This is a genomic window from Pantoea stewartii subsp. stewartii (assembly GCF_008801695.1).
Taxonomy (GTDB): Bacteria; Pseudomonadota; Gammaproteobacteria; order Enterobacterales; family Enterobacteriaceae; genus Pantoea; species Pantoea stewartii.
Window position 1 is genome coordinate 1 of sequence record NZ_VZPF01000088.1, and the last position, 18,867, is coordinate 18,867.

The window sequence follows — 18,867 nt, forward strand, 5'->3', positions numbered from 1 at the left end:
ATGTCGAACGGTTGTGGCAGGCGCTTCATGAGACAATAACCCGAAATCACCAGTGCAGTTCAATGTGGCAACTGTTGAAAAAGGTCCATCACTTTATGAATACCGTCAGCCCATTCCCCGGGGGAAAACATGGGCTGGCTAAAGTGTAGCGGTATTAGGATCAGTTATTTAGCGATAAGTTGGCGTTATCTGCGCGCTTTTACCCTTCTCTATCTCTGTTTATATGCCGGAAACGGCGTAGCAAGGTTGCTGCCCATTACGCTGCCCGGCAGCATTATTGGCATGCTGATTTTGTTTACCCTGCTCGCGTCTCAAATCGTGCCGGTCCACTGGGTTAAGCCCGGTTGTCATCTTATCATTCGCTATATGGCGCTGCTGTTCGTTCCCATCAGTGTGGGCGTCATGAATTACACCGATCTGCTGACCGCGCAGTTTGGCCCTATCGTGGTCTCGTGTCTTGTCAGTACCTTCGCTGTCCTGGGCATCGTGGGGTTAAGCGCCCACAAGCTGCATTCGCGCGTGCCGACGAAAGAGGTGAAGGATGAGTGATATCTGGTGGTCATTGCCCCTGACGCTGGGCGCATTTTTCCTGGCGCGCAGACTGGCTGCCGCGCTGAAGATTGCCCTGCTGAACCCCTTGCTGGTTTCGATGGCGATCATCATTCCCATCCTGCTGTTACTGCAACTGCCCTATACACGTTACTTTGCCGGAAGCCAAGTGCTTAATGCCCTGCTACAGCCCGCCGTGGTCGCACTGGCGCTGCCGCTGTATGAGCAGATGCATCAGATTCGCGCCCGCTGGAAATCCATTATCGGCGTATGCCTGATCGGCAGCCTGACGGCAATGACCTCCGGCACGGCGATCGCCCTGTGGATGGGGGCAACGCCGGAAATCGCCGCCACGATTTTACCTAAATCCGTCACCACACCGATCGCGATGGCAGTATCCGGCTCTCTGCACGGCATTCCCGCTATCAGTGCGATTTGTGTGCTGATAGCCGGTGTGCTCGGTGCGGTATTTGGCCATATGGTGCTGAATCTGTTGGGCGTGAAAAGTAAAGCAGCACGCGGTCTGGCGATTGGTAATGCGTCCCATGCTCTGGGAACCGCCCGGGCGGCGGAACTGGACTTCCAGGAAGGGGCATTTAGTTCGCTGGCACTGGTGATCTGCGGCATCGTAACGTCGTTACTGGCACCCTTTGTTTTTCCGCTGCTACTGCACTGGTTTGGCTAAAACTTTGGGAGAGATCTCGCAAAGTTGAAAACTCTAAGACACGTTGCATTGTCAGGGCGACAGAGATCACATATAAACCGATGTCTGGCACATTGCCTGAAGATTGAATGAGGCTTCCATGCATCCACGTTTCCACTCTGCCTTTGAATTACTGCCGGCTCCCCTGCAAACCGCGCTTCGTCCGGTGCTGAGTGAGCCGGGATTTGACGCGATGCTGCGGGCCGATCAGGTCACCCTCCTGCAACAGCAAACCCAACTGGATGCGGACGCCCTCGCCCTGGCGCTGCTTCCGGTCGCGGCGGCCTGCGCGGTCGCCTCGCTGTCCCGTTTCAACGTCGGTGCCATTGCACGTGGAATAAGCGGTAACTGGTATTTCGGTGCCAATATGGAGTTTGCCGGTGCCACCATGCAGCAAACCGTGCATGCAGAACAAAGCGCCGTTACGCACGCCTGGCTGCGCGGCGAAGCGCGCCTGGAGACCATCACCGTCAACTACACGCCGTGCGGGCATTGCCGCCAGTTCATGAATGAGCTTAACAGCGGCACGGCGATTCGTATCAGCCTGCCCCAGCGCCCGGTGCAGACGTTAGCGCACTATCTGCCTGACGCTTTCGGTCCTGGCGACCTGCACATCACCGAACGGCTGATGGATAAGGTGGATCATGGCTTTGTTGTCACGGGCGATGCGCTGTCGCAGGCGGCCATTGACGCGGCCAACCAGAGTCATGCCCCTTACAGCCGCGCGTTCAGTGGCGTTGCAGTGCAAACCGCCTCAGGCCGTATTTTTAGCGGTCGCTATGCGGAAAATGCGGCCTTCAATCCCAGCCTGCCTCCGCTTCAGGCCGCACTGATTTTGCTGAACATGGCCGGCGAATCCTGCGAGGCGATTCAGGCAGCGGCGCTGGCCCAGCCCCGACAGCCTGCGTTAGATCAGTATTCAGCGACGCAGGCAACACTGCGCGCGCTGGGTTGCGACAACCTCAGCGTTATCGAGCTGGCGTAAAGCGTAATGCGGGGCACGGTTTTAAACAGTTTCTAAATCTTTTATTTACAAAAGCTGTACATCCGCGAGAAATTTCATAGGATCTGACGCCAGGCCTTCTTTATCAAAATAAACTGGCGTCCTCTACCCTCTTATTGCGCCAGGAACACTCGCAACCGGAGCATTACTGCATGGAACTCGAATACGAAAGTAAACGCCCGCTCTATATTCCCTACGCTGGCCCTATTCTGCTGGAATTTCCCCTGCTGAATAAGGGCAGCGCCTTCAGCATCGAAGAGCGTAACGAATTCAATCTCAACGGCTTACTGCCCGAAGCGGTCGAAACCATTGAAGAGCAGGCGAAACGCGCATGGCGTCAGTTTCAGGACTTCAAAAATAATAACGACAAGCACGTCTACCTGCGCAATATTCAGGACACCAACGAAACCCTGTTCTACCGTCTGCTGGACAATCATCTTGAAGAGATGATGCCAATTATTTATACGCCAACCGTCGGCGCAGCCTGCGAACACTTCTCTGAAATTTATCGCCGCGCCCGCGGTGTGTTCATCTCATATCCCAACCGTGAACACATCGAAGACATGCTGCAAAACGCCACCAAACAGAACGTTAAAGTCATCGTGGTGACCGACGGTGAGCGTATTCTGGGCCTGGGTGACCAGGGCATCGGCGGCATGGGTATTCCGATTGGTAAACTGTCGCTGTATACCGCGTGCGGCGGCATCAGTCCGGCTTACACCTTACCGGTGGTGCTGGATGTCGGTACCAATAACCAGCAACTGCTGAACGATCCGCTTTATATGGGCTGGCGTCACCCACGTATCACCGGCGAAGAGTACGATGAATTCGTTAATGAATTTATCCAGGCCGTGAAACGCCGCTGGCCGAAAGTGCTGCTGCAGTTTGAAGACTTTGCGCAGAAAAACGCAATGCCGCTGCTGGAGCGCTATCGCGATGAAGTGTGCTGCTTCAACGATGATATTCAGGGCACCGCTGCTGTCACCGTGGGCACTCTGATTGCCGCCAGTCGTGCTGCCGGAAGCCGTTTGTGCGAACAAAAAGTGGTGTTCCTGGGGGCAGGTTCAGCCGGCTGCGGTATCGCAGAGCAAATCATTGCGCAGATGAAGTCGGAAGGTCTGAGCGATGAAGAGGCGCGTAGCCGCGTAATGATGGTCGACCGCTTTGGCCTGCTCACTGATAAGTTGCCTAACCTGCTCGATTTCCAGAGCAAGCTGGTGCAGAAAAGCGACAATCTCAAAGACTGGGATACGGCCAGTGATGCGATTTCGCTGCTGGACGTAGTGCGCAATGCCAAACCCGATATTCTGATTGGGGTTTCAGGGCAGCCCGGACTGTTCACCGAAGAGATCATCCGCGAGATGCACAAGCACTGCAAACGTCCTATTGTGATGCCGCTCTCTAACCCCACCTCGCGCGTTGAAGCCACGCCAGCGGATATTATCGCCTGGACCGATGGTGCTGCACTGGTCGCGACCGGGAGCCCGTTCTCACCGGTTTCATGGAACGGTAAAACCTATCCGATCGCGCAGTGTAACAACTCCTATATCTTCCCGGGCATCGGTTTAGGGGTGATTGCCTCGGGCGCATCACGCGTAACCGATACCATGCTGATGACAGCCAGCCGCGCACTGGCAGACTGCTCGCCGCTGGTCAACGATGGTGAAGGGCCGGTACTGCCTGAAATCAAAGATATTCAGGGCGTGTCGAAAGTGATAGCAATGGAAGTAGGCAAAGCCGCGCAACTGGCGGGCGTTGCCGTGGTGACCTCGGAAGACGTGCTGTCACAGTCTATTTCGAATAACTTCTGGCTGCCGCAATACCGTCATTACCGCCGTACCTCGATCTAAAAAGGTCTGCGCTGGATCATCCTCCAATCCAGCGCTGCTTAAAATAGCACCAGCCAGACGGGGTAAACTTGCTTCGCGAGGGCTGCTCAAGTAGCCTTGTCCCACCAAAACCTCTCATCTCGAGTGCTCAGGCGCATGTTGAAACGCGTTTTCATTGCTCTGCTTTTCATCATCTTAACGATGGTGGCGACGGCGCTTGGCCTGGATCGCTGGATAAGCTGGAAAACCGCCCCCTATATTTACGACAATCTGGCCTCACTGCCCCATCGTCAGGTTGGTGTTGTGCTGGGCACGGCAAAATATTACCGCACCGGGGTGATTAATCAGTACTACCTCTACCGGATGCAGGGCGCGCTTAACGCCTATAACAGCGGCAAGATTAACTATTTACTGCTGAGCGGAGACAATGCGCAGCAGAGCTATAACGAACCCATGACCATGCGGCGCGATTTAATCAAAGGTGGCGTCGACCCGGCGGATATCGTACTGGATTACGCGGGCTTTCGGCCGCTAGATTCCATTGTCCGCACGCGCAAGGTATTCGATACCAACGATTTTATTATCATCACCCAGCGCTTCCACTGTGAGCGGGCACTGTTTATCGCCCTGCACCTTGGCATTCAGGCTCAGTGCTACGCTGTGCCCTCGCCGAAAAATATGCTGACGGTGCGCATGCGTGAGGTCGGTGCACGTCTTGGCGCGCTGGTAGATTTGTACCTCCTCAAGCGTGAACCGCGCTTCCTCGGGCCTCTGGTGCCCATTCCCGCCGTACATGATGTGCCGGAGGATGCGCAAAGCTATCCTGCTGTCACCCCTGAGCAACTGCTGGAACTGGAACAAAAGCGCCATCAGTAAGCCGCCTTTGTCTGGCTGACAGCCCGCTCAGCCTGGCGTGAAGATAGACTGTGAGAACGGATGATAACGCCGACGCGTAGCATCCTTGCTATGGCGAAACAAGGCTTAGCGCGGGACTTTGCGATGGCGACAGGGCTTATCACGCATCCTCACCAAGGATGGCGGTCAGCCCAGCGCGGCGGATTTGCTGTTTTTTTACCTTACTGACCTGCTGACCTGCTGACCTGCTGACCTGCTGACCTGCTGACCTGCTGACCTGCTGACCTGCTGACTCAGGATTTTGCGTCCACAGGACAGCTTTCCGTTCCTGATTAAAGTCAATTCGAACGCGCTTTCTCATAGCGGGCACCCTGCTGGCTCGCCGTGAATCCGCGTTCTTTCCTGCTTCCGGGCGCACGCTGGCGGCTTCCGTGCCATAAAAAAAGCGGCCCGCAGGCCGCTTAGCTTACATGATGACTTCTGCCGTTATTTTTTACGTGCGTACTTCAGCGAGTCGAGCGCCACAGCAAAAATAATGATGCCGCCCTTGATGATGTACTGCCAGTAAGGGTTAATGCCGATATAGGTCAAGCCGTAGTTGATGACGGTGAAGATCAACACACCGGTCACGACACCGGCCACCGTCCCCACACCACCGGCAAAAGACACACCACCGACGACGCAGGCCGCGATAGCATCCAGCTCGTACATAAAGCCAAGGTTGTTCGTTGCCGAGCCGATACGGCCCGCTTCCAGCATGCCGCCGAAAGCATAGAACACGCCTGAAAGGGCATAAATCAGAATCAGGTTCAGGTTAACGTTTACGCCGGAGACTTTTGCCGCTTCCGGGTTACCGCCGATGGCAAAAATGTTTTTACCGAAACGCGTTTTGTTCCACAGAATCCAGACGAACACGATCGCAATCACCGCATAGAAGGTGATGTAGGACAGCTTAAAATCCCCGAAACGCAGGAAGCCTTGCGTAAAGGTTGAGAAGCCGTCATAGAAGCCTGCAATCGGTGATGCGCCTACGAAGTCGTAATACAGCGAGTTGATACCGTAAACGATAATCATGGTACCCAACGTAGTGATAAACGGCGTCACTTTCAGGTAAGCAATAATTACGCCGTTCACCAGGCCAATAACGGCACCAATCGCACAAACAATCAGGATCACCACAGGAATCGGTACGGTTTCCAGATGTGGGAACACTTTGTTTGGGTTATCCATAGCCTGCAGCAGCGAAGCGGCCACGATGGCGGCGAGGCCAACCTGACGACCGGCTGACAGGTCTGTCCCCTGAGTCACAATCAGTCCCGCAACGCCCAGCGCGATGATAATACGCACCGAGGATTGGGTCAGAATGTTACTCAGATTCATTAAACTTAAGAACGTCGGATCCTGAAAAATAATAATCGCCAGCAGTACCAGTAGCACGACATAAATGCCACCCTCTTTCAGCCAGGTTAGCGCATTCTTTTTTGTAGTCGCTTTCATGTTAACAGCCCTTACTTCATTAAAGGTGTAATGACGCTAAACGCAATATTTCGTTCTGCGTAGTCGTTTTTGTATCAACAATGCCAGCGACCAGACCGTTACTCATGACCAGAATACGATCGGTGATGCCTAACAGCTCTGGCATTTCGGAAGAGATAATAATGATGCCCTTTTCTTTTTTTGCCAGCTCAGCCATCAGCTGGTAAATCTCGAATTTGGCCCCCACATCAATACCGCGAGTGGGTTCATCAAGCATCAATATTTCGGGCTGCGTCAGCAACCAGCGTCCAATAATCACCTTCTGTTGGTTACCACCTGAAAGCGAACCAATTTGGGTGTGGTGGCCTGGCGTTTTTACCCGCATGGAGTCGATAACCCATTGGGTATCACTCTTCATACGCTTATTATCCAGCAGACCAATGTTGTTCTTATATTTTTTGATATTGGAGATGAGAGAATTAAAACCAATATCCAGAAACGCATAAATACCGGTAGAGCGACGTTCTTCCGTCACAAGAGCAAAGCCATGATTGATGGCTTCGTTCGCCGTGTGATTATTAATCGTTTTACCGTGCAGTTTAATTGTGCCGCCCGATTTTTCGCGAATGCCAAACAGCGTTTCGACGATATCCGTACGTTTTGCACCGACCAACCCGGCAATACCGAGTATCTCCCCTTTACGCAAATCAAACGAAATATCACGAATAGAAGGCTGACGCAGAGAGGTTAAATTGCGCACCTCAAGAATGGTTTCGCCCGGCACATTAACGCGATCCGGGAAACGCTGGCTTAATGAACGCCCCACCATCATGGCGATGATCTTATCCATGTCCAGCCCTTCGAGCGGCTGGGTTGCAATCCACTGACCGTCACGCAGAACCGTAATTTCATCACACAACTGGAAGATCTCTTCCATTTTATGTGAAATATAAACAATGCCGCAGCCGCGATCTTTCAGCTTACGGATAATCGTGAACAGATGATTCACTTCTTTTTCCGTCAACGAGGATGTCGGTTCATCCATGATCACGATTTTGGCGTCATAAGAAAACGCTTTGGCAATCTCAATCATCTGCATTTGCGAGACGGAGAGATGCGCGACTTTGTCACGGGGATCGATGTTAATATCCAGCTCGTCAAAAATCGCTTTGGTATCACGGTACATTTTTTCCTGATCGACAAAGAAGCCTTTGCGTGGATAACGCCCAAGCCACATGTTGTCCATCACGGTACGCTGTAATACCAAGTTTAATTCCTGGTGCACCATTGACACGCCATTTTCCAGCGCCTCTTTGGAGCTTTTAAAATCTATTTCCTGCCCTTGAAAAAGAATACTTCCGGTATCTTTTTTGTAGATACCAAATAAACATTTTAACAACGTTGATTTACCAGCGCCGTTTTCACCCATCAGTGCATGAACGGAGTGAGGCCGCACTTTTAAATTTACGTTGTCGAGAGCTTTAACGCCGGGAAATGATTTACTGACGTTGGTCATTTCCAGCAGATATTCGCGCTGCGCGGTCGTATTATCACTGGCCATAATTTACCTGGCTAAAAAACGGTGATGACATAAAAAAGGCGCAGCAGCCGCCGCGCCCGTTTGCACATAATTATTTCTGGAACTGAGACAGGTTTTCCTGATCAACCGGTACATAGGGTACGCGTACGATCTTATCGACCATCTTGAAGTTGGTGCCTTCGGTGGCCGGTTTACCATCGGCAAGGTTCTTCGCCATATCGATGGTGGCTTTCGCCTGGTTTTCCGCATCGTTCAGCACCGTACCGGCCATCGCGCCAGATTTAACCAGCGCCAGCGCCTCAGGTAAGGCATCCACACCAAATACCGGGATAGAAGACATGTTGTGTGCCTTCAGCGCTTCAACAGCCCCCATCGCCATCGCATCGTTGTTCGCGATTACCACTTCGATTTTCTTGGCGTTAGGGCCTGACAGCCAGGCGTCCATTTTGTCTTTAGCCTGTGCGGTATCCCACATCGCCGTATCCATCGCTAACTGCTGGGTTTTCACGCCATCTTTGTTCAGCGTATCGATAACATATTTAGTACGCGCTTCAGCATCAGGATGGCCTGGTTCGCCTTTCAGCAGCACATACTGGATCACACCGTCTTTGTTCAGATCCCAGGCCGGGGTCGCTTTCCAGTGCTTCTCAATCAGTTTGCCCTGAATCACGCCAGACTCTTTCGAATCGGTACCAACATAGTAGGCTTTATCGTAGCTGGCCAGCACTTTGGCGTTAGGTTCTTTGTTGAAGAACACAACCGGGATATTGTTCGCACGGGCTTTCTGTACCACGACGGCCGCTGCAGCCGGGTCGACCAGGTTGATGGCTAACGCTTTCACGCCTTTTGCCATCAGCACGTCAATTTGATCGTTTTGTTTTGACTGATCGTTCTGCGAGTCATTCATCAGCAGTTGGATGCCGCCCAACGTTTTGGCTTCTTTCTCGATGTCTTTACGTACCATCGACATAAAGTTGTCGTCGTACTTATAAATAGTCACGCCGATACGGGTGTCAGCGGCGTGGGCTACTGCACCAAACATCATGCTGGCAACCAGTGCTGTGAGCGTGAAAACCTTCTTATTCATGGTATCTCCGGTTTTTCTGTAGGGTCTTTTTATGTTCTGCTGCGTCAAGCCGCGGAAGAACATCGGGTAAGAATTATCCGGCGAGGCAAGATGCGCTCTAAATCAGACTGAGCCACTGCTGTGCCGTGCCAAACTCGACTTCCATGTAGGTCAATGCGTCCGTAAAGCGTGTGTTATAAGCCTGAACCAACGATGCTGTCGGTGCCCTCAACGGGAGAGTGGCGTTACATAATGTTTCAGTACTGTAAGACGTTGCCATCATAGTGATAGCAATGTTAATTAACTGTGAATACAATCACAGATTGAAAACGGTTACATCGCGGAATCGCCTGAATTAGTGACGGACTCCACACTTTGCTTTTGCGCGACGGAATGGCGGCGAACGAGGGTGGGCATAAAGATATGTTTCGCCGTAGTGTCAAGACAGCCTGCCGCGCCCTGCAGGGCCAGTTCAGTGGCAAGTTTTGCCATAGAAACAATAGGATAACGGACTGTGGTAAGTTGAGGATCGGTGTACCGCGAAACCGGAATATCATCGAAGCCGACGACAGAAAAATGGTGCGGCACCTGAATGCCATTGTCTTTCAGAGCGGTAAGGGCACCGGCCGCCATACCATCGTTATAGGCGAAAATGGCGCTGAGATTCAGATTGCGTCCCAGCAGTTCCACCATTGCGGCTTCGCCCCCTTGCATATGCGGCTCTGCGCTGGCTATCCAGCTTTCCTGTGGGCGGATTCCCTGCTCTGCCATCGCCTGTAACCAGCCTTCACGCCGTTGATCCACATCTTCAATGGGATGACTGGAACAGAGATAGCCGATGCGGGAATGCCCCTGTTGTAGCAGCATGCGTGAGGCCATTAAGGCCCCGGTCACATTATCCAGACTGACGCAACGGGCCTCATAACCCGGTATGCTGCGGTTGATAACCACCATACCTGGCACCTGACTCATAAAGCCCGCCAGCTCTGCGTCTGAAAGCGTTTTCGCATGGACCACCAGCGCATTGCACCGTTGCCGTATCAACACTTCGATAGCGTGACGCTCTTTTTCTTCCTGATGCCAGGAGTTGCTGATCAGTACATGTTTCTGGACGCGCTGTGCCACGGTATCCACCGCTTTGACCAGCGCGCCAAAAAAGGGATCGGAGACATCCATGACGACGACGCCGATCGTATCGCTCACCTGGGTTGCCAGCGCCTGAGCATTGGCATTTGGGCGATAGCCCAGAGCGTCAACCGCCTGTAACACGACGTCACGTGTTTCAGCGGTGACCGCGCTGCTGTTATTTAGTACGCGCGAGACAGTCGCTACGGACACGCCCGCCTGACGCGCAACATCTCGAATGGTTATCATGCAGCACTTCCAGAGAGAAAAGGCATTACGCCGGTTATGGCACCGGCGCTATTCTGTCAGGGAAGTGCACGGGACAGCGTGAATTGCGTCACATCAATGAAAACGGTTACATACAATTCTGCAACCTTTGTGATGACCGTCATTATCTTTCTGAGGATGACGTGGGGTGCGGCGTGGCAAGAAAGCGTGTCAGACGACGCCAGATCCATTCCACCGGCCCCTGCGGGAAATAGCGTAGCCACAGCACGGAAAACAGCAGGTTAATACACCATATGCCTGGCACCATCATGACCAGCTGCCCGCGCATAAAGTGCATAAAAAGCCCGAAGCGGTAGAACAGCGTAGTGCCGATCAGGGACTGCAGCAGATAGTTACTGAGCGCCATACGGCCCACGCACTGGATAGCATAACTCATCCGCCAGCGCTGAATGGCTGGCCAAAATCCAAAGCAGAGTGCGGCATAGCCGATACTGATTAACGGGCTGGCAAAATCACGCGGCAGTTGTAAATAGAACGCACTCCAGCGTGCATCCCAGTCCACAAACCATTGCGCGGCCACACCTGCCGTCGCTATCCCCAGCCCAATCGGCAGTAACATCCGCGCAACGCGCCGGTAATGGGAAACGGGAAACGTTCCTTTCAGCCAGCCGCTACGTAACAAGGCGGCGCCCAGCAGCATCAGTCCGGCCAGTTGCCAGCCATACTGCGCCACCAGCGCCATTAAACTGGAGGAGAGGTTATCCAGGCGGATGCGTACCGCCGCCAGCCCGCCGTTGACCTTCCAGAACTGTTCATACTGAATGTCTGCGGCGCCGGGCAACCACGAGCGTGACGGCTCGGCGCTGCTAATCAGGGCAAAGATCAGCAACAGCGCACAGCCCACCAGATAAAGTAAAATCCCGGTATTGATTAGCCCACGCGTGGACGGCGCATCGCGCAGCATCCGCCAGACGATCAGGCCGATAATGCCGTAATCCAGCAGGATATCGCCTTCCCAGATAAAAATGCTGTGAAGAAACCCCAGCAGCACCAGTAATGACAGACGGGCGGACAGCCAGCGACTTCCGCGCGGCAGCTGCAGTTGCAACCCCGCGCCAAACAGCAGCGCAAAGAGCGTCAGAAATTTAAGCTGCGCGAAGATATCGGACAGCGCCCATGTCCAGGCATCAGACAAGGTGACGCTGCCCTGCCAGGCAGGATTGAGATAGGCCGCAGAAGGTAAGCCAAAACCAATAATATTCAGCAACAGGATGCCGAGAATGGCACAGCCGCGAATAAAATCCAGCGCAAGGTAGCGTTGCATAGCGGCTCCTGACGGACCCGGCAGGCGCATCTGCGCCCACCTGTCGATATTAACTGTGGCGCACCGCGCGCAGAAATTCCTGACGGGTATTCTGGCTGGATTTAAACAGACCGCCCAAGGAAGTGGTCGTGGTGGCACTGGTGGCATCTTTCACACCGCGTGCTTTTACACAGTAGTGGACGGCATCAATGGAAACAGCAACGTTATTGGTGCCTAACAATGTTTGCAGCGCCAGCAGCACCTGCTGAGTCAGACGCTCCTGCACCTGAGGTCGCTGGGCAAAAAACTGCACGATGCGGTTAATTTTGGACAAACCAATCACTTTGTCTTTGGGAATATAGGCGACGGTGGCTTTGCCATCGATAATCACAAAGTGATGTTCACAGGTGCTGGTCAGCGTAATGTCGCGTACCGTGACCATCTCGTCCACCTTCATCTTGTTTTCGATAAGGGTGATTTTGGGGAAATTGGCGTAATCGAGACCGGAAAAGACCTCATCGACATACATTTTGGCAATGCGGTGCGGGGTTTCCATCAGGCTGTCATCTTCAAGATCCAGATTCAGCAGCTGCATGATTTCCGTCATATGGCCTGCAATCAGGCTTTTGCGCGTTTCATCGTCCATTTCACGCGTAGGTGCACGCAGCGGCGTTTCCAGCCCACGCGCCAGCAGCGCTTCGTGAACCAGTGCAGCTTCTTGACTTAAGGTACTCATCTTACTCTTCTCCGGCAGGTGTTGCGCCCGCAGTCTGTTACCTGCGGGTCATATTACTGAGCGCGTATTGTGAGACTTTCTGTGCAGGGAATCCAGCAATCAATCTGATTGGAGATGAAAGCTTTTCACGCGACCCGCCGCCACACTAACAGGCCCGCCCAGACCAGACTGGCGCCTGCTACCCATAACGCAGGCTCAAGGTGGTGCAGAAACAGGGTTGAAAGTGAGGAAAGTAAGGGGCCAGCCAGTTGCCCAATCGCATAGCCGGTGGTCAGTAAGCCCGCCATATAGCGCGTATGCTGCGGAGCCAGTTCACGCGCGCAAAGCAGCGACAACTGCACGACACTCAAAAAGCCCCCGCCCACCAGCAGCGCACCAAGTAACAAACCACCGAACCCCGGCAACAAGGCGGCCGCCAGCACGCCCAGCGCCTGGGCCCAGAGCGTGATGGCCAGGCGGACATGCGCCTGCCCCATTCGACGCGTCACAATACCGATGACGATGCCCAGCATCGCCGCCCCGCCAAATACCGGCCAGACCAGCTGCGCCAGCGCACTGCCCGGAAAACGGGCTGCCGCCATTTGCGACAAAAAGGTGGCAGGCAAAATATAGCCAAACCCCGCCAGGCTGTAGCTCAGGACCAGCCGCCGCAGGTTGGGCGTCAGCGTCAGCGGCGCTGGTACCTGCCCTGCCCGGTGCAGCGCCCCCGTACGCGGCAGGTTGCGGCAGATGGCCGCCACCAGCACGGCGGCCAGCGCAGCGTAAATGCCCCACGCCAGCGTCACAGAGACCTGTAAACAGTGTAAGATGACCGCCAGCAGGCCGCTGATGAAAATGCCAGCGCCGGGACCGGCAAAGACCGCCGCCGACAGACCAGGACGACCGTGATGATGCAGTTGCTCGTTGCTCCACGCGGCCACCAGCACCATGGCCCAGCCGCTGGCCCAGCCAATCACAAAACGAATGATCCCGTGCAGCCAGGGGCCCCCGGCACAGGCTGACAACGCGGTTAACACCACCGCGCCCCAAACCCCCAGATGCAGCCGCCACTCCACACGCTGCTGCGCGCGCATCGCGTCAAAGGAGCCGCACAGGTAACCCAGGTAGTTTAATGCTGCGACCACACTGGCACTGGTCAGGGTTAACTGATCAGCCTGAATCAGTAAAGGCACCTGGGGCGTAAACGCAAAACGGCCGATGCCCATGACGACAAACAAAGTCAAAAACGCACTTATCGCGACGCGAAATGCCATTGGGCACCTCAGTTTTTTAAATTGAAACTTGCGTACAGCATGAACGATGCTTAGAATCACGAAAAGTGAATAATCTTAACTAACTTGTTTACAGGAAGAGAACACATGGATTTAGTCCAGCTACGTATGTTCTGTTCCGTGGCAGAGAGCGGTTCTCTTGCCCGTGCTGCGGAACAACTGCATCGGGTGCCTTCTAACCTCACCACGCGCCTGCGCCAGTTGGAAGAGGAACTGGGTGCCGATCTGTTCATTCGGGAAAAACAGCGCATTCGCTTATCCCCGATGGGCCATAACTTTCTTAACTATGCGCAGCGCATTCTGGCCCTGAGCGATGAAGCCTTAAGTATGGCGCGCACCGGTAAGCCTGGCGGGAATTTTGCGCTGGGCTCGATGGAAAGTACGGCGGCAACGCGCCTGCCTGGCCTGCTGGCTGCCTATCATCAGCGTTTTCCGGCGGTCGCCTTATCGCTGATCACCGGCACCTCCGGTGAAATTATCGATCGGGTTCGCGAAGGAACACTGGCCGCGGCGTTGGTCGACGGGCCGGTTCAGCACGACGATCTGAATGGCTGTATTGCGTTCAGTGAAGAGATGGTGCTCATCACTGACCTTGACCACATCCCGGTGACGAGCGCACGCGATACTCAGGAAGATACGTTGTTTGCGTTCCGCAACAGCTGCTCTTACCGGGTGAAACTGGAAGCCTGGTATCGCGACAGCCAGGCCGCGCCAAACAGCGTCATGGAGATTCAGTCTTATCATGCCATGCTGGCCTGTGTCGCAGGCGGTGCAGGCGTGGCGATGATTCCGGCGTCGGTCCTGAAACAGATGCCAGAGCGCGCACGGGTTCAGGTACACAGCCTGCCAGCGAAGTATCGTGATACTGCGACCTGGCTGATGTGGCGACGGGACGCCTTCACGCCCAATGTTGAGGCACTCAAGTACCTCATTATCGAACAGTTTCACGATCGTCCGCTCAACGATGAGCTGATGCATCCTTTACAGGCGGCGGAATAAGATTTCCGCGCTATTTTTAATGAATCACGACCATCCAGACGCCATAACGCGTCACAATCTGACTGGAAGAGGGATTGCATGAACATGATCAAAACCCGTGCCGCTGTCGCCTGGGCCGCTGGCGAACCACTGAAAATTGAAGAAGTGGATTTAATGCCGCCGCAAAAAGGGGAAGTGCTGGTCCGTATCGTTGCCACTGGCGTTTGTCATACGGATGCTTATACGCTGTCAGGTAGCGATCCGGAAGGCGTGTTCCCGGCGATTCTGGGTCACGAAGGCGGCGGTATCGTTGAAGCGGTCGGCGAAGGCGTCACCAGCGTGGAAGTGGGCGATCATGTTATCCCGCTTTACACGCCGGAATGTGGTAAATGTAAGTTCTGTCTGTCAGGCAAAACCAATCTGTGCCAGGCCATCCGCACTACGCAAGGTAAAGGCCTGATGCCTGACGGCACGACGCGTTTCTTTAAAGACGGTAAACCCATTTTTCACTATATGGGCACGTCAACCTTCTCCGAATATACCGTCGTCCCGGAAATCTCTCTGGCTAAAATCAGTAAAGAAGCGCCACTGGAAGAAGTGTGCCTGCTGGGCTGCGGCGTAACCACCGGTATGGGCGCAGTGATGAACACCGCTAAAGTTAAAGAAGGCGATACCGTTGCCATCTTTGGTCTGGGCGGCATTGGTTTGTCAGCGATTATCGGCGCGAAAATGGCGAAGGCCGGCCGCATCATTGGTATTGATATCAATACCAGCAAATTCGACCTGGCCCGTAAGCTTGGTGCGACCGATCTGATCAACCCTAAGGATTACGATAAACCTATCCAGGACGTGATTGTTGAACTCACCGACGGCGGCGTGGATTTCTCCTTTGAATGTATCGGTAACGTCAACGTGATGCGTTCTGCCCTGGAGTGCTGCCATAAAGGCTGGGGCGAGTCGGTGATCATTGGCGTCGCCGGTGCAGGCCAGGAAATCTCTACGCGTCCGTTCCAGTTAGTCACAGGGCGCGTCTGGCGTGGCTCTGCGTTTGGTGGCGTAAAAGGTCGCTCGCAGCTGCCTGGGATTGTGCAGGATTACCTCGATGGTAAATTTGCGTTGAACGACTTCATTACGCATACCATGCCGCTGGCAGAGATAAATGACGCCTTTGATTTGATGCACGAAGGGAAGTCGATCCGCTCCGTCGTTCACTTCAATAAGTAATCGGGGGCGCTATGACATCTTCTCTTGAGTTACTGGAAGAACACCGTATTTTTGGCGGCTGGCAGCAGCGCTGGCGTCATCCCTCTCAGGTGCTGAACTGCCCCATGACGTTCAGCATCTATTTGCCCCGTCCGCGCGGGGATTCGCCCCCACCGGTGGTGTGGTTTCTGGCAGGCCTGACCTGCAATGATGAAAACTTTACCACCAAAGCGGGTGCGCAGCGCGTCGCCGCTGAACTGGGGCTGGTGCTGATCATGCCCGATACCAGCCCGCGCGGTGAGGCGGTGGCCAATGACGAGGGCTATGATCTGGGCCAGGGCGCGGGCTTTTATCTCAATGCGACGCAGCAGCCCTGGGCGAGCCACTATCGGATGTTCGACTACCTTAGTGAGGAGCTGCCTGCGCTGATTGCCGATAACTTTAAGGTCAGTGAACGTCAGTCGATCATGGGGCACTCTATGGGCGGACACGGCGCGCTGATGCTGGCGTTACGCCTGGCAAACCGCTTTGCCTCCGCCTCCGCCTTTGCGCCGATTGTGAATCCCGCCGATGTGCCCTGGGGACAAAAGGCGTTCACCGCTTATCTGGGAGAGGATCGCCAGGCCTGGCGGGCATATGACAGCTGTCAGCTGATGCGCGAGGTTCAGCATCGCCTGCCGTTATTGATCGATCAGGGCGACAGCGATCAGTTTTTGGCGGATCAGCTTCAGCCGGAGCGATTAGAGGCAGTGGCGCAGGAGATGGATTTCCCGTTAACTCTGCGTATTCAGCCAGGCTACGATCACAGTTACTTCTTTATCGCCAGCTTCGTGGAAGATCATCTGCGCTTTCATGCGCAGCACTTGTTGGTGGGATAACACAACCGGGGATGGCGTGCGCCATCCCCGTTTTTTTACATCAGCCCTTCCCGGACTAATCCGTCAATCATGACCTGCGGCATTCCGCGGGAACAGTGCTCAATGCGGCCCTGCACGCCATAAACCTGCGCCAGCGTAGTGGGTGTGATCACGCTATCCGGTGCGCCTTCTGCGATTAACCGTCCCGCTTTGAGCATCAGCGCATGCTGCGCGTGACGTAAAGCGATATTGATATCGTGGACCACGACCACCGTCACCATATTGCGCAGCGCCGTCTCACGCCGCACTAAATCCATAACGTGGAACTGGTAGTTTAAATCCAGCGCACTCAGCGGTTCATCCAGCAGTAACAGCGCAGGCCGGCGAATCAACGACTGGGCCAGGCCAACAAGCTGCTTTTGTCCACCCGAGAGCTGATCCAGATACCGCATCGCCAGATGGGCAATGCCCAGTTGATCCAGCAGTCTCATGACATCGGCTTCACTGGCGGGACTGTGCAGGCCCGATGACGCACGCTGCGCGACGATAATGGACTCCAGCACATGCAGATGCACCCCCGCGGGCAACGATTGCGGCAGGTACACAACCTGTCTGGCCCGGCGGGCAAAGGGCTGAGTCATCAGATCTTCGCCGTTTAACCACAGTTCGCCCTGCCCTTTATTCAGCCCGGCCAGCGCACGCAGTAAGGTGGATTTACCGCAGCCGTTCGGTCCCAGCAGGACCGTGATTTCGCCACGCGGTAACGGCTCGACGTGAAGGTTATCAATGACCTGACGTTTAGGATAACCGGTGGTGAAGCCGCGCAGGCGTAATCCCTGTTCCATTACACATGCCCTCGGTGACGCAAAATGATACTCAGGAAAAACGGCACCCCAATGAGCGAGGTCACAATCCCGACCGGGATAATGGCTCCGGGAATCAGGTTTTTGGAAGCCACTGAAGCCAGCGACAGCACAAGGGCACCGGTCAGCGCACTGGCCGGTAGGTAGAAGCGATGATCTTCGCCGAACATCATACGGGCGATGTGCGGTGCGACCAGGCCAATAAAACCAATTGGGCCGACAAAGGCGACCGCTAAGGCGGATAGCACACTAATACGCAGCAAAGTCGCCAGGCGCAGACGGCGCACGTCGATACCAAAACTCACGGCCCGGTCTTCCCCCAAGCGCAGTGCGGTCAGTTTCCAGCTACTGAGCAGGGAAAACGGCACCAACAGCACAAAAGCCGCGCTCAGTACGCCCAGTTTTTCCCAGGACGCACGCGCCAGGCTACCCATGGTCCAGAACACCAGCCCCTGTAACGTATCTTCACTGGCGATAAACTGCATCATCGACACCAGCGCATTAAAGGTAAACACCAGGGCAATACCAAATAACACCACGCCAGATGATGAGACCTGCGTCCAGCGCGTAATGCCGTCCAGCATTAAGGCGGCCAGCAGAGCAAAGATAAACGCATTGGCTGAGATAAACCACTGACCGGAGATCCCCGGAATCCCCACGCCTAAAATAATGGCCAGTGCGGCACCGAACGCCGCCGCCGAGGAAACGCCCAGCGTAAACGGACTGGCAAGCGGGTTATTAAGGATGGTTTGCATTTCTGCGCCAGCAAGGCCCAGTGCAAGACCGACCACGATGGCCATGAGCGCATAAGGCAGGCGGATATCCCAGACAATGACGCGCGTGCCTGCATCAACGCTCTCGGGTGAGAGCAGCGTGTGCCACAACGTCGATAGCGAAAGTCCGGCCGGGCCGAGCGTAAAGTCCAGAACCAGTGACGCAAGGATCGCCACCAGCAACGCCCCTATCCATAACAGGCGACGGCGCAAAACCTGATGATAATTTTTCAGTATGGGCTGATGGCCTGCTTCAGCACCAATCAACGAGGATTCCGTTGTCATGGTTCAATCCAGTAATGGCTCCAAAATTAAAAACGCAGCCACAATAGTGCAGGTGATAATAATTATCAATTCATGGAATGTTAATAGTGATGACGTAATCGGCATAGGAGGCAGGCATCTCAGCCTGCTCCCCTGCCACACCACCCGGCATGCGGGCCCGCACCGGGCGGTTCGAAAGTTTGAGGTTACACGAGTCGGGGTAAACCTTGTCTGTCGAACCACGC

The 18,867-nt window shown here is 54.6% G+C and carries 17 protein-coding genes and 1 pseudogene; 9 read left to right on the top strand and 9 right to left on the bottom strand.

The window, feature by feature from the left end:
* The 6 genes and pseudogenes from F7Q90_RS20995 to sanA all read left to right on the top strand — a co-directional run.
* Positions 1 to 149 (top strand): annotated as a pseudogene (locus F7Q90_RS20995) (IS630 family transposase); the annotation flags it as partial.
* A complete protein-coding gene (locus F7Q90_RS21000; RefSeq protein ID WP_044242201.1) occupies positions 130 to 549 on the top strand; it encodes a CidA/LrgA family protein in 420 nt (139 codons plus the stop codon). The pseudogene F7Q90_RS20995 and the gene F7Q90_RS21000, both read left to right, overlap by 20 nt.
* Positions 542 to 1,234 (top strand): CidB/LrgB family autolysis modulator, encoded by a 693-nt coding sequence (locus F7Q90_RS21005; RefSeq protein WP_006119921.1) that lies wholly within the window; start codon positions 542 to 544, stop codon positions 1,232 to 1,234. Before F7Q90_RS21000 ends, F7Q90_RS21005 begins: the two co-directional genes overlap by 8 nt.
* 118 nt (positions 1,235 to 1,352) lie before the next feature.
* Positions 1,353 to 2,237, top strand: a complete 885-nt coding sequence (gene cdd / locus F7Q90_RS21010; protein WP_006119922.1) for a cytidine deaminase — start codon at positions 1,353 to 1,355, stop codon at positions 2,235 to 2,237.
* 170 nt (positions 2,238 to 2,407) lie between these two features.
* Complete coding sequence (locus tag F7Q90_RS21015) at positions 2,408 to 4,105, top strand: NAD-dependent malic enzyme (protein ID WP_006119924.1); 1,698 nt, start codon at positions 2,408 to 2,410, stop codon at positions 4,103 to 4,105.
* A gap of 135 nt (positions 4,106 to 4,240) precedes the next feature.
* The gene (gene sanA, locus F7Q90_RS21020; protein WP_151161061.1) at positions 4,241 to 4,960 is read left to right on the top strand and encodes an outer membrane permeability protein SanA; all 720 of its coding nucleotides are present in this window, start codon (positions 4,241 to 4,243) and stop codon (positions 4,958 to 4,960) included.
* 465 nt (positions 4,961 to 5,425) lie between these two features.
* Here sanA and mglC read toward each other — a convergent pair whose 3' ends face one another.
* The 7 genes from mglC to F7Q90_RS21055 all read right to left on the bottom strand — a co-directional run bounded on the left by mglC (position 5,426) and on the right by F7Q90_RS21055 (position 13,666).
* Positions 5,426 to 6,436 (bottom strand): galactose/methyl galactoside ABC transporter permease MglC, encoded by a 1,011-nt coding sequence (gene mglC / locus F7Q90_RS21025; protein ID WP_006119926.1) that lies wholly within the window; start codon positions 6,434 to 6,436, stop codon positions 5,426 to 5,428.
* A 19-nt stretch (positions 6,437 to 6,455) separates the two neighbouring features.
* On the bottom strand, positions 6,456 to 7,976 hold the full coding sequence (mglA, locus tag F7Q90_RS21030; protein ID WP_006119927.1) for a galactose/methyl galactoside ABC transporter ATP-binding protein MglA: 1,521 nt from the start codon (positions 7,974 to 7,976) through the stop codon (positions 6,456 to 6,458).
* 70 nt (positions 7,977 to 8,046) lie between these two features.
* Positions 8,047 to 9,042 carry a galactose/glucose ABC transporter substrate-binding protein MglB gene (gene mglB / locus F7Q90_RS21035; protein WP_006119929.1) on the bottom strand — a complete coding sequence of 332 codons (996 nt, stop codon included), beginning with the start codon at positions 9,040 to 9,042 and terminating at the stop codon, positions 8,047 to 8,049.
* Between the two features lie 312 nt (positions 9,043 to 9,354).
* The gene (gene galS / locus F7Q90_RS21040) at positions 9,355 to 10,395 is read right to left on the bottom strand and encodes an HTH-type transcriptional regulator GalS (protein ID WP_006119930.1); all 1,041 of its coding nucleotides are present in this window, start codon (positions 10,393 to 10,395) and stop codon (positions 9,355 to 9,357) included.
* Positions 10,396 to 10,537: 142 nt separating this feature from the next.
* Positions 10,538 to 11,698: a DUF418 domain-containing protein YeiB gene (gene yeiB, locus F7Q90_RS21045; RefSeq protein ID WP_006119932.1), complete on the bottom strand. Its 1,161-nt coding sequence runs from the start codon at positions 11,696 to 11,698 to the stop codon at positions 10,538 to 10,540.
* Between the two features lie 49 nt (positions 11,699 to 11,747).
* Positions 11,748 to 12,413: a GTP cyclohydrolase I FolE gene (folE, locus tag F7Q90_RS21050; protein WP_006119934.1), complete on the bottom strand. Its 666-nt coding sequence runs from the start codon at positions 12,411 to 12,413 to the stop codon at positions 11,748 to 11,750.
* 125 nt (positions 12,414 to 12,538) lie between these two features.
* On the bottom strand, positions 12,539 to 13,666 hold the full coding sequence (locus tag F7Q90_RS21055; protein ID WP_006119935.1) for a YbfB/YjiJ family MFS transporter: 1,128 nt from the start codon (positions 13,664 to 13,666) through the stop codon (positions 12,539 to 12,541).
* 105 nt (positions 13,667 to 13,771) lie between these two features.
* Here F7Q90_RS21055 and ptrR point away from each other — a divergent pair, with 105 nt between their 5' ends.
* The 3 genes from ptrR (at position 13,772) to fghA (ending at position 16,743) form a co-directional block, all read left to right on the top strand.
* Positions 13,772 to 14,683, top strand: coding sequence for a putrescine utilization regulator PtrR (gene ptrR / locus F7Q90_RS21060; RefSeq protein WP_006119936.1), 912 nt, complete (start codon positions 13,772 to 13,774; stop codon positions 14,681 to 14,683).
* A 78-nt stretch (positions 14,684 to 14,761) separates the two neighbouring features.
* A complete protein-coding gene (locus tag F7Q90_RS21065) occupies positions 14,762 to 15,886 on the top strand; it encodes an S-(hydroxymethyl)glutathione dehydrogenase/class III alcohol dehydrogenase (protein WP_006119937.1) in 1,125 nt (374 codons plus the stop codon).
* An 11-nt stretch (positions 15,887 to 15,897) separates the two neighbouring features.
* The gene (gene fghA / locus F7Q90_RS21070) at positions 15,898 to 16,743 is read left to right on the top strand and encodes an S-formylglutathione hydrolase (RefSeq protein ID WP_006119939.1); all 846 of its coding nucleotides are present in this window, start codon (positions 15,898 to 15,900) and stop codon (positions 16,741 to 16,743) included.
* 35 nt (positions 16,744 to 16,778) lie between these two features.
* On the opposite strand, the gene F7Q90_RS21075 is transcribed toward fghA, so the two are convergent.
* Together F7Q90_RS21075 and F7Q90_RS21080 are read right to left on the bottom strand one after the other, a co-directional pair.
* Entirely contained in the window at positions 16,779 to 17,567 is a 789-nt protein-coding gene (locus tag F7Q90_RS21075) for an ABC transporter ATP-binding protein (protein ID WP_006119940.1), read from the bottom strand.
* Complete coding sequence (locus F7Q90_RS21080) at positions 17,567 to 18,643, bottom strand: FecCD family ABC transporter permease (protein ID WP_006119941.1); 1,077 nt, start codon at positions 18,641 to 18,643, stop codon at positions 17,567 to 17,569. The genes F7Q90_RS21075 and F7Q90_RS21080 overlap by 1 nt, the downstream gene beginning before the upstream one ends.
* Positions 18,644 to 18,867 lie beyond the last annotated feature (224 nt).